Origin of the sequence: Shewanella sp. DC2-4 (genome assembly GCF_013248875.1) — a bacterium.
GTDB lineage: Bacteria > Pseudomonadota > Gammaproteobacteria > Enterobacterales > Shewanellaceae > Shewanella > Shewanella oncorhynchi.
Map to the genome: position 1 here is coordinate 2,396,496 of NZ_JABRVR010000002.1, position 14,548 is coordinate 2,411,043.

At 43.2% G+C, this 14,548-nt stretch carries 13 protein-coding genes; 4 read left to right on the forward strand and 9 right to left on the reverse strand.

The features are described 5' to 3' along the window. Nucleotides 1-68: 68 nt before the first annotated feature. Nucleotides 69-785, reverse strand: coding sequence for a fatty acid metabolism transcriptional regulator FadR (fadR, locus tag HQQ92_RS11300; RefSeq protein ID WP_028760321.1), 717 nt, complete (start codon nt 783-785; stop codon nt 69-71). A 301-nt stretch (nt 786-1,086) separates the two neighbouring features. Between fadR and nhaB the strand changes: the two genes are divergently transcribed. From nhaB to HQQ92_RS11315, 3 genes are all read left to right on the forward strand, one after another. Next, nucleotides 1,087-2,688 (forward strand): sodium/proton antiporter NhaB, encoded by a 1,602-nt coding sequence (gene nhaB, locus HQQ92_RS11305; RefSeq protein WP_028760322.1) that lies wholly within the window; start codon nt 1,087-1,089, stop codon nt 2,686-2,688. Nucleotides 2,689-2,777: 89 nt separating this feature from the next. After that, complete coding sequence (gene dsbB, locus HQQ92_RS11310) at nt 2,778-3,305, forward strand: disulfide bond formation protein DsbB (protein ID WP_173245395.1); 528 nt, start codon at nt 2,778-2,780, stop codon at nt 3,303-3,305. Nucleotides 3,306-3,465: 160 nt separating this feature from the next. Continuing rightward, complete coding sequence (locus HQQ92_RS11315; RefSeq protein ID WP_173245398.1) at nt 3,466-6,096, forward strand: PAS domain-containing protein; 2,631 nt, start codon at nt 3,466-3,468, stop codon at nt 6,094-6,096. An 11-nt stretch (nt 6,097-6,107) separates the two neighbouring features. Here the strand turns inward: HQQ92_RS11315 and HQQ92_RS11320 are convergent, their stop codons facing one another. The 8 genes from HQQ92_RS11320 to HQQ92_RS11355 form a co-directional block, all read right to left on the reverse strand. Further along, a complete protein-coding gene (locus tag HQQ92_RS11320) occupies nt 6,108-6,470 on the reverse strand; it encodes an STAS/SEC14 domain-containing protein (RefSeq protein ID WP_173245401.1) in 363 nt (120 codons plus the stop codon). Between the two features lie 423 nt (nt 6,471-6,893). Continuing rightward, entirely contained in the window at nt 6,894-7,250 is a 357-nt protein-coding gene (locus HQQ92_RS11325; RefSeq protein WP_028760326.1) for a DUF3802 family protein, read from the reverse strand. 176 nt (nt 7,251-7,426) lie between these two features. Continuing rightward, entirely contained in the window at nt 7,427-8,002 is a 576-nt protein-coding gene (locus tag HQQ92_RS11330; RefSeq protein ID WP_028760327.1) for a YceI family protein, read from the reverse strand. 155 nt (nt 8,003-8,157) lie between these two features. After that, complete coding sequence (locus HQQ92_RS11335; protein ID WP_006081277.1) at nt 8,158-8,610, reverse strand: YaiI/YqxD family protein; 453 nt, start codon at nt 8,608-8,610, stop codon at nt 8,158-8,160. Nucleotides 8,611-8,678: 68 nt separating this feature from the next. Then, complete coding sequence (gene pdxH, locus HQQ92_RS11340; protein WP_131523902.1) at nt 8,679-9,317, reverse strand: pyridoxamine 5'-phosphate oxidase; 639 nt, start codon at nt 9,315-9,317, stop codon at nt 8,679-8,681. Nucleotides 9,318-9,345: 28 nt separating this feature from the next. Then, nucleotides 9,346-10,287, reverse strand: a complete 942-nt coding sequence (locus tag HQQ92_RS11345) for an adenosylmethionine decarboxylase (protein ID WP_173248650.1) — start codon at nt 10,285-10,287, stop codon at nt 9,346-9,348. 159 nt (nt 10,288-10,446) lie between these two features. Continuing rightward, on the reverse strand, nt 10,447-12,360 hold the full coding sequence (speA, locus tag HQQ92_RS11350; RefSeq protein WP_028760330.1) for a biosynthetic arginine decarboxylase: 1,914 nt from the start codon (nt 12,358-12,360) through the stop codon (nt 10,447-10,449). A gap of 487 nt (nt 12,361-12,847) precedes the next feature. Beyond that, a complete protein-coding gene (locus HQQ92_RS11355) occupies nt 12,848-13,000 on the reverse strand; it encodes a hypothetical protein (protein ID WP_173245404.1) in 153 nt (50 codons plus the stop codon). A 598-nt stretch (nt 13,001-13,598) separates the two neighbouring features. Between HQQ92_RS11355 and HQQ92_RS11360 the strand changes: the two genes are divergently transcribed. Continuing rightward, nucleotides 13,599-14,441 (forward strand): S1 RNA-binding domain-containing protein, encoded by an 843-nt coding sequence (locus tag HQQ92_RS11360; protein ID WP_105252833.1) that lies wholly within the window; start codon nt 13,599-13,601, stop codon nt 14,439-14,441. The last annotated feature ends 107 nt before the right edge of the window (nt 14,442-14,548 follow it).

Here is a 14,548-nt window from a genome sequence, read left to right on the forward strand (position 1 = left end):
GCCGTTTCCAATTGAAACGGCCTTTTTGTTTATTTAGCGCTATCTTAACGCGATATCACTCACAGAGTTTAATGATCTTGAGCAATAGAAGCCGGCATATCTTCGCGTAATTGTAACCACATCTTACCGCTATTCATGCCATAGGTACGCATTAGCGCAGAGACATCGAGGTAATTTTTAGCCTGAGCCAACAGTTCTAATTCTTTGTAAAAGTTCAATGCTAATAAACGCGCATCTGAGCTGGTAAAGTAATAACGACCAACTCGACTATACAAACCTTTAAATCCGTTTAATATCAAAACGTAAAGTGGATTTCCGGACGAAAAAGCTAAGGTGTGATGCAGTAAGTAGTCAAATTCAGCATAGGATTCAGCCGTATCTTCAAGCTGGTGAATCTTTGCAAGTACCTCCACAGCGGTATCCGGGTTATAACGCAAAGCACCGCGAAAATAGATAGCACTGACGTTCGTTCTAGCTGACAAGAGTTGGTCAACCAATACCGGAAAACCCTCGGGATTCAAATCAGCAATAGTCTCAAGGATGTTTAAGCCTGAGGTTTCCCAAAAGTTGTTAACCCGTGTTGGTTTGCCATGCTGAATTTTCAGCCAACCGTCACGCGCCAAGCGCTGAAGCACCTCACGCAGAGTGGTGCGAGTCACACCAATCAATTCTGAAAGCTCACGTTCAGCCGGTAAAATGGACCCTGGAGGAAATTTGTTTTCCCAAATTGATCTCACAATATACTTCTCTGCAAAACTTGCAGGTCCTTTGGCATTGATAATCATCAGCCCACTTATCCAGTTGTTGTGCGTCGTAATGGTCACTGATCATACCAGAGCGGTAAAAAATGGAAACCATTCACTTAAAATCACTGTGTTATCGCCGTGTAAATGTCACAGAATCGTTCAAAAAAACGACCAAGGTCAATACAGGATGGGCCAATTTTGCCGCTTAGCTCCGCTTTTTGAAATGTCGGTATCAGTAACTCATTACATTAGCTTTCTCTTTAGGCTAGACTCATTTAACTAACGCAGGTATTGATAATAATCACGTGCAATTTTTAACATAATTAGAAGAGAGGCTGCCATGCCGGCGACAATGAGTCAGGCGTTTATTGGGAACTTCTTAGGAAATTCTCCTAAGTGGTACAAAACCGCAATACTGTCATTTTTAATTATCAATCCAATACTCTTTTTCTATGTCGACCCCTTTGTGGCTGGTTGGGTATTGGTTCTAGAATTTATTTTTACCTTAGCAATGGCATTAAAATGCTATCCATTACAGCCTGGCGGATTATTGGCAATTGAAGCCGTCGCGATCGGAATGACATCGGCAAGCCAAGTCTTACATGAAATAGAAGCCAACCTCGAAGTATTATTACTCTTGGTGTTTATGGTCGCTGGTATATATTTCATGAAGCAATTGCTGCTATTTGGCTTCACGAAAATCATTACTAAAGTGCGCTCTAAAATTTTAGTGTCATTAATGTTTTGTTTGGCTTCAGCCTTTTTATCAGCCTTCTTAGATGCGTTAACAGTTATTGCCGTCATTATCGCGGTCGCTGTGGGTTTCTATTCTATTTACCACAAGGTCGCTTCTGGAAAAGATTTCGGCGCTGATCACGATCATACCTCTGAAGGTAAAAATGATGATGGTGAAGATCAGTTAAACGAAGAAGAACTCAGTGCATTCCGTGGTTTCCTACGTAATCTGTTAATGCATGCGGGTGTGGGTACTGCGCTGGGCGGTGTGTGTACTATGGTCGGTGAACCACAAAACCTTATTATCGCCGCGCAAGCAAATTGGCAATTTGGTGAATTCGCCGTGCGTATGTCACCCGTTACTGTTCCTGTATTAATCTCGGGTATCTTAACTTGTTACTTAGTTGAAAAATTTGGCATTTTTGGTTATGGCGCTAAGTTGCCAACGGCCGTTCATCGGATCTTATGTGAATATGCCGCCCATGAAGATGCGCGCCGTACCAATAAAGACAACATGAAGTTAATCGTCCAAGCCTTAGTAGGTGTCTGGTTGATCGCAGGACTTGCATTACACTTGGCTTCAGTGGGCCTAATTGGTCTTTCTGTGATTATTTTAACCACAGCCTTTAACGGCGTTACCGATGAGCATGCCCTCGGTAAAGCTTTCGAAGAAGCACTGCCTTTTACCGCGTTATTAGCTGTCTTCTTTGCGGTTGTTGGCGTGATTATCGACCAGCACTTATTCGCACCAGTGATCCAATGGGCACTGAGTTATCAAGGCAATACTCAGTTGGTGATTTTCTATATCGCCAACGGATTACTGTCTATGGTGAGTGATAACGTGTTCGTCGGCACTGTGTATATTAACGAAGTGAAAGCGGCATTGATTAACGGTCAAATCAGCCGTGATCAATTCGACTTGCTGGCCGTTGCGATTAATACTGGAACTAACTTACCTTCGGTTGCCACGCCCAATGGTCAAGCGGCGTTCTTGTTCCTACTAACCTCAGCCCTAGCACCACTTATCCGCTTATCCTATGGCAGAATGGTATGGATGGCATTGCCTTACACTATCGTGCTGTCTATCGTAGGTGTCATGGCGATTCAAACGGGTTTCTTAGAACAAGCCACCCAATATTTCTATGATTCCCAGATAATCATCCATCACAGCGCTAGTGAAGTTTTAGAGCCGATGACTGGACATTAATCTTCTTTATTGACTGAACTTTATTTAATAAGTAGAGTCCAAAAAACGCCCCATGTCTGAGGGCGTTTTTTGTTGATATGGAGCTCACTTTGACTGTAATGACTCGCTTTGCCCATTCCCGTTCATCTTGGTTTATTCTCGCAGGCACAGCCCTTGGGTTAGAAGCAGCCGCCCTGTATTTTCAATATGTCATGAAACTGGAACCCTGTGTCATGTGTATTTACCAAAGACTCGCTATTTTTGGTTTATTGGCAGCAGGCCTCATTGGCATGACAGCCCCCAAATATCGAATCGTCAGGATCTTAGCTGCCTTGCTCTGGGCCATCAGTGCAACTTGGGGATTAAAACTGGCCTTATCGCTCGTAGATATGCAAGCCAACCCATCCCCTTTTTCAACCTGTTCATTCTTACCTGAATTTCCAGCTTGGATGCCATTACACGAATGGTTCCCTGCCGTTATGATGCCTACTGGCATGTGTACTGATGTACCTTGGGTCTTTATGGGTGTAACGATGCCCGAATGGATGGTCGTGGCTTTCAGTGGCTTCTTAGTCGCTTGGTTACTCTTTATTGTGCCTGTCCTAAGTGGTTCAAATAAACCGTCTCTTTATAAATAACAAGTTTGAGATAAGGCAGGCATAAAACCTGCCTTTTTATTGACGATTGTATTCCACTTATCCCATTCAATCCTCGCAACTTAAACATATGCCAATAGCAAAACAGTGAGAAAGCGCTACACTGGCTCAATGAAAAGTGGTGATTTGGAAACTGGGGATTATGGGAAAAAGTTCGACATCTGAGCCACACACGCCATTGACCCAATGGCAGAACAGTTTGCCATTCAAATTTAGCCTTATTCAGCTCGTCATTGCCGCTATTTTGATTTGTAGTACAGCTTGGGTGATGCTAAGCATTCAACGCCAACAAGTTCTTGATCAGCAAGCCGTGTTAAACCAAAACTATGGCCAGTTGATTATCGCCAAACTGCAAGAAATGACTTCACAGGTTGAAACCGTAGTCGACTCTATTTCCAGTATTGCCAAACTTTACCGCTATGATCATGAGCAACTGGTGAAAACCATTCCCACGTTGCTGAAACTCGATAGTCAACAACGCATCATCTCTGGCGGCGGCGTCTGGCCGGAACCCGGCGCGTTTAATCAGCAAAAATTTCGAGATAGCCTGTTTTGGGCACACAATGTTAACGATGAATTAGTCGCCATTGATTCCTATAACAAAGACACGTTCCCAAGCTACCACACCGAAGAATGGTATCGCCCGACGCGCTATTTTCCTGCAGGTAAAATTTTCTGGTCAAAATCTTATTTCGATCCGACAACCCATGAGTCAATGATCACAGCCTCAGGCGCTATGTGGATGGACCATCAGTTTATTGGTGCCGCCACTGTGGATATCAGTTTAGAAAAGCTCAATGTGCTGTTACGCAATGCTATGATTAATGTCAGAGGCTATGTCATAGCCTTAGATCATCAAAACCAAGTACTCGCCTATCCAGATGCCAATAACGATCTTAAGCATCAAACCAATACCAATCATTCTTTCGTCACCTTCAATCATCTCGCCAGCCAACAGCCAGATTTCAGCCCCGTCGAAGTCGCATTACAGAGTGCAGATAAAGCCTTTATAGAAGCGGCGATTGCCGAGCGCGTTTTTACCCAAGAACAGATGCAGCATCTAACGAGACTAAGTCATCAAAATGAGCGTGACATGTTAGCGGCCATCGTAAATAACAATGCCTTAAATCATTTTTCTGCCCCGAAATTACTGACGTCGGTAACTTTGCCCCATGATCCAATCCTTAAAACGGCATCTCTCGTTTCGGTATTTCTCATGCCAAATACCTATTGGAAGATACTTGTCGTCACCCCAATTTCACCGCTGCAGGATACCGCTAAACATTTAATCGAAAAGGTCGGCGTTTATTTAGTCTGTATTCAACTATTAGGCTTAATTCTATTATTCTTACTCCAGCACCGACTATTTATCACCCCCATTATTGAAATCGTCCAAGCCTTAAAACGTAATGATTCCGCCTCTATCGAACTCAAAGCCAATAACAGCCATGACGAAATTGGCTTATTGGCAAAAACATTCCTGTCGCGTACTCGACAGCTTGAAGTGGCAATGGCGAGCTTAGATGCGAGTAACCTGGCACTAGAACAGCAATTGCAGAGCCAAAACCTGTTTCAACTGGAGTTAAAGCGCCATAAAGAACAATTGAGGGCTTTACTTAAATTTTCTCAAAATCTCATCTATATCAAAGATCTTCACGGTAAATATATTCTCGTCAATGACAAATATTGTGAAATCTTAGGTATAGAACGCAGACGCATTATTGGCACCTCTGATTTTGAGATATTTCCCAGCCAATTTGCCCACGAGTATCAACAAAATGATCGACGCGTTCTGCATAATCATGAAGCCATAAACTTCGAAGAAGCTATTCCATCGCCCCTAGGCAATCTTATTTATATCGTGACTAAATTTAAGATCAAAGATGATGACGATACCGTTATTGCAGTCGGTGCTATCGCCTTTGATATCACCTTACAAAAAATTAAAGAGCAAGAACAAGAAAAGTTACTTTTAGGGCAAGTCGAGGCGCTTAATCACCTACAAGAACAAGTTCGCCTCAGTAATCAACATAACCATGAACTCCATCTGCTCCAAGACAAATCAACCCAATTACTTGAGAAGCATCACCAACTCAATCTCAGTCGTGAACAAAGCCAACAGCTAATGCAAAATTTTCTAGCTGAAATGATGACGCAAATTATGCATGAGCAAGATCAGCTACTCGCCAAAGTGTGCCAACTTCAGCCAATAGATAATGCTAACGACCAAAATCAGATCACCGAAATCATGGTGACTCAGGCAAATAAACTGCGACATATTGCCCAGTTATTAACGAATCATCAAAATGACATTCGGCCACTGCATCTCGCACAATTTATGCGCCATCTCTTAGGGTTACTAAAGGTACAACTAGCTAAAACAAATGTGGAAATAGCGTTAAATTGCGAAGAAAATGTCATCATTGATGGCCCTTCTTGGCAATATTTGCAGCTGTTTTATCGTCTAATCACCAACACGTTGAATCATGCATTTAAAGCTCACAATGAACAGCGTGAAATAACCATTAATATCGACAAGTCGAGCGAAGAGTTACACATCAGTATTATCGATAATGGGATAGGTATGACAGAACCGCAACTCGCACAGTTACGACAAGAACTAACACAAGAACTCTGCATTGGAACGCTGACCTGTATAAATCTGTGGCTTAAAAATGATCTCAATGGCAGCCTTAGCATCAGTAGCCACTTGAACCAAGGCACACACATTCAATGTCGTTGGCCACTGAGTACAGGTTTAGAACCGCAATAAATGAAGGTGCGTTATTGATCTAACCATGCCTTGGCTTGGCTATGTTCATCGGCGGTAAATACCTTTACCGGACATGGCAGCATGCAGGCTAGCGCATTAACCATAGCATTTGTTTGAGTGGCATTGGCAATCATCACGACCCTTGAAAAATCACTTAAATGAAATAAACCTAATACCGCATCATCCCACAGGGCCCCAACGGATATACCTTCAAATTCAAGGGAAAACTCGTACCAAAGGCGAATACTGGCGTGGTCTTGCAGCTTGGCTTCTATGGCGGGAACCAAATAGCCTTCAACATCCCCATGGTTAACACGGCCAGATGCGACCACAGCCAATATATCATCAGCATGACCCGAAGAAATCGTTAGCATTGAACACTCCTTATCAATACATGAAGGGAAAAATAGTTAAAGCTCATACACTAAAGATACACAGACAATGACATAAATGCGGGAAAGATGGGCTTTTTATTTTAAGCTAACACCATTTAATACATACACATCAGCAATGCAAATAACACTAAAAGGAGCTAATCCACAGCGATGACTCGCATAACACAGCAACAAAACTTAGTCGCAGAACTCGATGAAAAATGGTGGCCATACGAAATAACATGAGGTGAAGCAAAGAGCAGATATTTACCTCACACTCAAAGCTGCTGCAGCTCGAGCTTAACAATAAGAGTGAGGAAACACATGGTACTCAAACGATGATGATTTACGCTGCTAAAAATTAGTATTAGTCCTGACTTACCTGAAATCACGCATTAATAGATAATCTAATTGCTATTCTGACTAAGCACTCACTTGAAGTTTAGCGATTTCTTGATCGAACAAATTCTTAATCAAACTAGAAAACTCAGTAATAAATAAAGTCTGTGCGGGAGTCGCTTTATGGTTGGCAACTGAAGCTAAAATCTCTTCTAAATCATACACAATTGCATCCACTTCACGGATAATCACATTACGTTGCGTAAAAGACAACGATGGATTTTGGCCACACACCATAATGATCTGTGCCGACAATTGCTCTTCAAATAATTCCATCACAGTATCGTCTGAAACTACCTCTGAACCTGGTGTTTCAAATAAGCCAAGATGTTCAGTTAAATACTGGACCAAATGCATGTAACCATCTTTATCTGTGACCATTTTTTACCCTTTAAACTCATTAACTTAATATCTATTGTGATGCTATTAATAGCACATCAGAAAATATCAAAGAAGCCAAAAGCTCGGCTTCTTATCAAGATCTCGCATACGCCACTTATTTAACTCTAGCCTATCTTCGATAACAGACGTATTGATCTATACCAATCTTATTGAAGTTACTGAGTTAAGGTTAGTACAAATGACACAGGAACAGCTTGACTAATGCTCGATAAACCCGCAATTTCACGTAATTTATCAATCCCAGCCACAAGATCAAACTCATTGGCATTAACAATTACCGGTTGAAAACTGTTCACTAAAAGTTTGTTATCAGAAACTTTAGTGATAATCACCGAAAAAGCCTTAGTTTGCGATTTGCCGTGTAACGCAATTTTTCCATCAATATCAAAAACTTTACTCTCACCGACGCCAAGATTTTTTAGTATCTTAGGGTCTACTTGTGATGACAGTTTAAGCTCTGGATACAAAGACACTTCAAATAACAAATTTTGCATCCGCTCATCGCGGACATCAATACCCGTTGCCACACCGATTAGTGGAATTGTTAATTCAAATTGACCGTTATCTTTTAGCGTACCTTTGAGTTGTTTAAAGTGATGGACTTCACCTATATCACCTTTCTTTACCGAAATAAAACTGACTCGCGAATCTTGTTCCATCACTTGCCATTGCGCGGCACAGCTAAAACTGGCCATAGCAGATAAGGCGACAATTCCCATCCATTTTTTCATCGTATCCGTCCTTAAAGAGTGAGTTTAAAAGCCATGCCGTAAAGAAAATCGACATCCGCAACAGGCTAAAATCCTGCCCAGTTAAACGTGATCAACATCACCTAACTTAAGCTAAAGATACTCTGTTTATCCATTAGCGACCAGTAAACTATGATTCATACGCGCACTAACCATTTATCTAAGCTATTGGCAAAAGCCTGTTTATCAGCTTGAGAAAACGAATCAGGCCCGCCGGTGTGCACGCCAGAACCGCGCAAATCCTCCATAAAATCGCGCATCGTCAGCTTTTGTTTTATGTTATCGACGGTATAAAGCTCGCCACGGGGATTGAGCGCCAAGGCGCCCTTTTCAATGATTAAAGCCGCTAAGGGGATATCCGCAGTGATCACTAAATGCGTCGGTTCAACATGATCGACAATATATTGATCTGCCACATCAAATCCCGCACCGACTCGAATTTGGCTGATATAGGGAGATGGCGGTACGCGGATCATTTGATTAGCCACCAGCACCAGCGGCAGGGCTTTGCGCTCCGCCGCCCGGAACAGGATTTCTTTGATAGGATTAGGGCATGCATCCGCATCAACCCAAATTTTATAATCACTCAATGTCTTTTAACTCTGTTGTTAGGTTCACGAGCTCAGTTTTATGCCGAGCTATCGAACTATGCACCGTACTAAGGCGCTAAACGATCGATTTCCCACTCTGCATCATGGCGAGAATAAATAAAACGATCATGTAGCCTGTGTTCTCCACCCTGCCAAAATTCAATACTCGAAGGTCTCACTAAGTAACCGCCCCAAAAACTGGGTAAAGGCACATCGCCCTTGGCGAACTTAGCTTTCATTTCGAAGAATTTGCCTTCAAGTACTTGTCTAGCGCTGAGTTTACTCGACTGCTGCGATACCCAAGCCGCAATTTGGCTGTCCTTAGGACGGGTCATAAAGTATTTAAGCACTTCAGCGGTGGACAGTGCCTGCGCTTCACCAAGCACAGATACTTGACGCTCTAGAGGATGCCAAGGGAAATGCAAACTGACTTTATTATTAGCAGCAATTTGCTGTGCTTTGCGGCTGCCAAGGTTAGTAAAAAATACGAAACCTGTGTCATCAAAACGCTTAAGTAATACTATTCGTTGAAAAGGTTGGCCGTGCTCATCCACAGTCGCCACACACATGGCGGTGGGATCGCTAAGCTCTGCATCCCTCGCCTGCGTCATCCACAATTCAAACAAGTCCATCGGGTTTTGCGGTAAGTCGGCACGTCTTAAGCCGCCTTTGGCATACTCGCGGCGGATATCACTGAGATCTGTCATAGGGTTTCCTTAAGCAAACGCCAAAAATTCACATGAGTTCAGGGATCAGCACTTCAGCCTGAAGCTGCTGATAGTGGCTAAAACCAATGTTATAACCTTGCTCGGTCGTTAATGAACACCGCCCTAAGCATAAATGGGCAGGAAATCCCTGCGTTGAGTCGTCGGTATTAAAGCGGATTGTGTCCCAACTGACAGGAGCAAACAAGGTTAATAGACGCGCTAATAGATCTTGCGGATACTGCGCTAAATCCAGATTCGTTTCAAAGCTCACATAGGAGCTAGCGCACGCATTCTCGCTTTGAGGCGTAATATGCAAAGTAACATAATATTTGCCCCAAATACCGTTCATCGAAAAGCCTGACGGATCAAATAAATGGGCGTCAATCTCAAATTCAGGGAGTAAATCGTTAAGCTCGAGTGCGGCGCAAATCTCATCTTTACTCTGCGAGCCGCCATTAAGATAGTCGGCAAATTCGCCACGAATGTGGTACATCAACAGCTCACTGGTTTGATCATCCTTTGGTGCTCGATAATCACTGTCAGAGCAGAAAAAATAGTGATGATGGCTGTCGAGATGGCCCACTCGAAAGGCTTTACCGGCAATACGTTGGCGCAGTTTGCCAATATCTTCGGCAAAACTCGTGGTTTGCAGATGAGCTTGGTATTCGTTTTTACGCTGATAACTCACCAAGGCCATCGCAGGTGCGCCAAGCGCGCCGATAAAGTAACAGGCGGCGTCCACTAAGGTACTGTTACCACAGGTGAGCATGACAAATCTGTCGTGCCATACAAACAAGCTGGATTCACTCAACAGATAGGCATCACAGTCCGCATTACTTAACTGCGACAGTATCTCGGCGTGGGCACAGTTGACTAAGGCAGACCAAAAACTCACATCGAGTTCGCGTAAATTCGGCGCAGACGCCGTCACGATAATCTCGAGTTTTTTTTCTGAACCTTCAAAAAACATCAACCCTTTGACCTCATGATCGTCACTCATCCTTTACTTGATCCTAGAACAACGCGATTTTACACGACTAAAACGGCAATAAAAGCGAAAAATCTGTCCTTATAAAAACAAAAATCAGCCGAGGTTACCCAAGGCTGATTTATTTTAACACGCTAGAAATTAAGAAAAATCTTCTAAATAGGTATAGCCTTTCAGCCCTAGTTGCAATTCTTCTAAAATTTGTGCGCGTTCACCTTCGGCGATATGCAGATTCACTAACTCTTCATAAGTGCGCATAAAGGCCACCGCATCTAAGTTAACGTAACGCAATACGTCAGCAACCGTGTCACCCGCCAATACCGATTCGATGTTAGTCACACCATTATCTTCGATGCGAACCACTGCTGAGTTTGTATCACCAAACAGGTTATGCATATCACCCAAGATTTCTTGGTATGCACCCACAAGGAAGAAACCAATCAGGTATGGGCTATCCGCACTCCATGCTGGCACTGGCAGCGTGGTTTCAATCCCTTGACCATCAACGTATTGATCGACAATACCGTCAGAGTCACAGGTGATATCGAGCATGACAGCACGGCGCTCAGGGGCTTTATCTAGGCCCGATAACGGCAATACTGGGAACACTTGGTCAATACCCCAAGCATCCGGTAATGACTGGAATAATGAGAAGTTAACAAAGAACTTATCGGCTAACTTTTCATTGAGTTCATCAATGATAGGTCTGTGATAACGGTTTTTCGCACTCAATAGCCCTTGCACTTCATGACACACGCGCAGGTTAGCTTGCTCAGCCCACGCACGCTCCGCTAAGGTCAATTGACCTAAAGCAAATAGCGAATGCGCTTCTTGTAAGTCACTTTGGCTATCGTGGTAAATCTCAATCAAAGCACGTTGATCGGCGCGGCCGCTGATCTCAGACCATGAATGCCACATGTTATGCAATAACTGTGGTGAATCTTCCGCAGGCGGTTGAATATCTTCAGGCTGATAAGCTTCAGTACCGATAACATCGGTGATAAGCACTGCATGGTGCGCCGTTAAGTAACGACCCGATTCTGAAATAATACGTGGCATAGGTTGCTCGTATTCATTACAGATGTCAGTCAATACGTTAACTATGTTGTTGGCGTATTCGGTCAGGCCATAGTTCATCGAGTTATTACTTTGGCTACGAGTGCCATCGTAATCCACCGCTAAACCACCACCGACGTCGAAGCAGTTAACGCTTGCGCCTAATTCACGTAATTCACAGTAGAAACGACCCGCTTCACTCACACCTTGGCGAATATCACGGATATTAGCGATTTGCGAACCTAAGTGGAAATGCAGCAATTGCAGCGAATCCAGCATATCGTGTTGCTTAAGTTGCTCTACAACCAGCAAAATTTGCGCAGCAGATAAACCGAACTTAGATTTCTCACCGCCGCTCGCCTGCCACTTGCCTTTGCCTTGGAACGCTAAACGTGCACGTAGACCTAAACGCGGTGTCACACCCAGACGTTTAGATTCAGCTAACACCATTTTCAGTTCAGACAGTTTTTCTAAAACGATGTAAACCTTGTGGCCTAACTTTTCACCAATCAGTGCTAAACGGATATATTCATTATCTTTATAACCATTACATACAATGACTGAACTGGCTTTTTGCGCCATGGCTAACACAGCCATCAGCTCAGGCTTACTGCCCGCTTCTAAACCCAGTTGTGGTACTTCTTTTGATGCCTGACTCGCCAGGATCTCTTCCACCACAGTTTGCTGTTGGTTTACTTTAATCGGGTAAACCAGCAAATAGTCCGCCTGATACTCGTACTTCTGTATCGCTTGGTCGAATGCTTGGCACAAACTGTTCACTCTGTGGTGCAGGATCTGCGGAAAACGAACTAGTACAGGTAAAGCGACTCCCGCCTTAACCATGTCTTTGGCTAGCTCATTTAAGCCAATCTTGTAATCAGGATTTTTGGGGTCCGGTGACACAGTCACCTCACCTTGATCGCTAATCCCATAAAAACCTTGGCTCCAGTGAGTAACATTGTACCCAGCACGAGCATCATCAATAGACCAATCATTCATTATTATTTAGCCCGTCTATTAAAAAATGGGTTAAACGGTTATGGCTTAATAGCACAACCGCCCGTTCGACAAACCCAGGCAAAGGGACACCTTACCTGACATACACGAAGGTAGATTTTACCTTCTCCTTAATGCCGCAACGTCACGCTAGTGTAAGTGACATTGCTGCGATTTTCATTAATAGCGCAAGAGACAACGCATCTTAGCGCAATACATCGTATCATATTGAAGGGAAAGCTTATTCCCTTACCTCAGTAAAGCTATCTTTACTTGCCTCGCTTGCATTTATCCTCAGGCTAAAGGGCGCAAATACCGCCAAAAAGCCAAATAAGATCCTGAGTCGCATCCTTAAAACATCAAGCTAATAAGTAGCTTAAAGACGTTTGAAAGAGGTTAAGACCTTCAGAAACCGATAACACAAGTAGAAAACGAAAACCGATAACACTGAACTAGCGAAAACGCCAAACCAGCTTATCGCTAGGCAAGATTATTTTAACAGGGGACTATTGGCTTCTTCGCGGCCAGAATTGATGCGGATCAACGTGAGATGCTTAAGGCCAGTATCATCGTATGGTACGACAATCGAGCGTTGGTATTGTGACACTTTTAGGCAAAGTGCAAAAAATGGATGCTTGTGCATTAGCTAATAAAAACCCTCTTAACCCCATGTAACTACATCTACTGTTAATTACACGGTTAATGACTGGTGAACCATAAAACCTTTATTACTCACGTAATATTTGTAATGTCTGCAACGAGCGGAATCGTTGAACGGCGCAATTAAACCGCGCAATGTCACAGAATGCAAGCAAGAATCTCATTTAATCTTTTACATTAAAATATAATAAACACCTGCTTAACAATCACCCGCCACCCATTGGTTTTAAATAGAGTAATATTAGTTAGTTAACCCATAAACGTCGTACGAGTCTGTTCAATATTTTTTATATCACCTTTGTCACTTTTATTGACATTTACCCCTGCAAATATCCCTGATTTTTGTGTGTCACTCAAGTGATGCACATTTGCCAACATTAAGCAAAGCCAAACAACCAATATCACGGCGCCAAACCCCGCCACAAATCAGTGGTTCCTCCGAGACACAATGCGTGATCAAGCCTTCGCTGAGTGACGGCCCACACACGCTAAAATAAAGCTCAAAGACAATAATGCTGCAGTTTCAGCACCGAAGTGTATAATCGCAACCGAATCACATTCCATTATGCACAGAGAGATCCATGGTACAGATAGGTAAAACCTGCAAACTTGAGGTTGTAAAACAAGTCAGCTTTGGCGTGTATTTAAACGCCCACGAATTAGGGCAAGTACTGCTGCCAAACAAAGTCACCCCAAAAGACTGCCAAGTCGGTGATCTGCTTGACGTGTTTCTGTATCTAGATTCTGAAGATATCGTGATTGCTACCACGCGCCGTCCATTGGCACAGGTAGGCGAATTTGCCTATTTAAAAGCCGTTGCAACCGGTCCTTATGGCGCCTTTTTAGACTGGGGTTTAGATAAAGATTTATTACTGCCCTTCGGTGAGCAACATAAGCCTATCGAAGAAGGCCGTTCATATCTGGTCTATGTACACGCTAACCGCGCCGATGAACGCATCATGGCCTCATCAAAAATCGATAAGTTCCTCGATAAGACAGAGCCGGACTACACAGTCGGTGAGCAGGTCGATTTATACATCGGCGGCACCACAGATTTAGGCTACAAAGCCATTATTAATCATGCCCATTGGGGCGTGATTTACGAAAACGAAGTGTTCCAAAAACTGCGTTTCGGCCAAAGACTCAAAGGTTTCATCAAACAAGTGCGCCGCGATGGCAAAATCGATCTTGTGCTGCAACAAGGCAGTAAACAAGAGTTAGATAAGCATGCCCACATTATCCTGATAAAACTCAAACAGGCTGGCGGCTTCTTAGCCCTGACCGATAAAACCGATGCTGAAATCATTTACGATCAGCTTGGCATGAGTAAAAAAGCCTTCAAAAAAGCCATAGGTGGCTTGTTTAAGAATGGCCAACTGAGCATAGATAATGATGGTCTGCGTTTAACTGAAACAGCAGAATAATCAACTCTATTCAGGACTTAGCGTTAAAATTGTACAGTTTACCGCCACTAAGGCAGAGTTTGACTGACAACTCCTAGGATATTAAGCATGGCTCTGTTATAAACAAA

What these genes read in the sequence shown, in the direction of transcription:
- HQQ92_RS11320 (WP_173245401.1), bottom strand. Translation starts at nt 6,470, where the DNA reads ATGCTAACGATTTCTTCGGGTCATGCTGATGATATATTGGCTGTGGTC.
- nhaB (WP_028760322.1), top strand. Translation starts at nt 1,087, where the DNA reads ATGCCGGCGACAATGAGTCAGGCGTTTATTGGGAACTTCTTAGGAAAT.
- HQQ92_RS11325 (WP_028760326.1), bottom strand. Translation starts at nt 7,250, where the DNA reads ATGGTCACAGATAAAGATGGTTACATGCATTTGGTCCAGTATTTAACT.
- HQQ92_RS11360 (WP_105252833.1), top strand. Translation starts at nt 13,599, where the DNA reads ATGGTACAGATAGGTAAAACCTGCAAACTTGAGGTTGTAAAACAAGTC.
- HQQ92_RS11330 (WP_028760327.1), bottom strand. Translation starts at nt 8,002, where the DNA reads ATGAAAAAATGGATGGGAATTGTCGCCTTATCTGCTATGGCCAGTTTT.
- HQQ92_RS11345 (WP_173248650.1), bottom strand. Translation starts at nt 10,287, where the DNA reads ATGTTTTTTGAAGGTTCAGAAAAAAAACTCGAGATTATCGTGACGGCG.
- pdxH (WP_131523902.1), bottom strand. Translation starts at nt 9,317, where the DNA reads ATGACAGATCTCAGTGATATCCGCCGCGAGTATGCCAAAGGCGGCTTA.
- HQQ92_RS11315 (WP_173245398.1), top strand. Translation starts at nt 3,466, where the DNA reads ATGGGAAAAAGTTCGACATCTGAGCCACACACGCCATTGACCCAATGG.
- fadR (WP_028760321.1), bottom strand. Translation starts at nt 785, where the DNA reads ATGATTATCAATGCCAAAGGACCTGCAAGTTTTGCAGAGAAGTATATT.
- speA (WP_028760330.1), bottom strand. Translation starts at nt 12,360, where the DNA reads ATGAATGATTGGTCTATTGATGATGCTCGTGCTGGGTACAATGTTACT.
- HQQ92_RS11355 (WP_173245404.1), bottom strand. Translation starts at nt 13,000, where the DNA reads ATGCACAAGCATCCATTTTTTGCACTTTGCCTAAAAGTGTCACAATAC.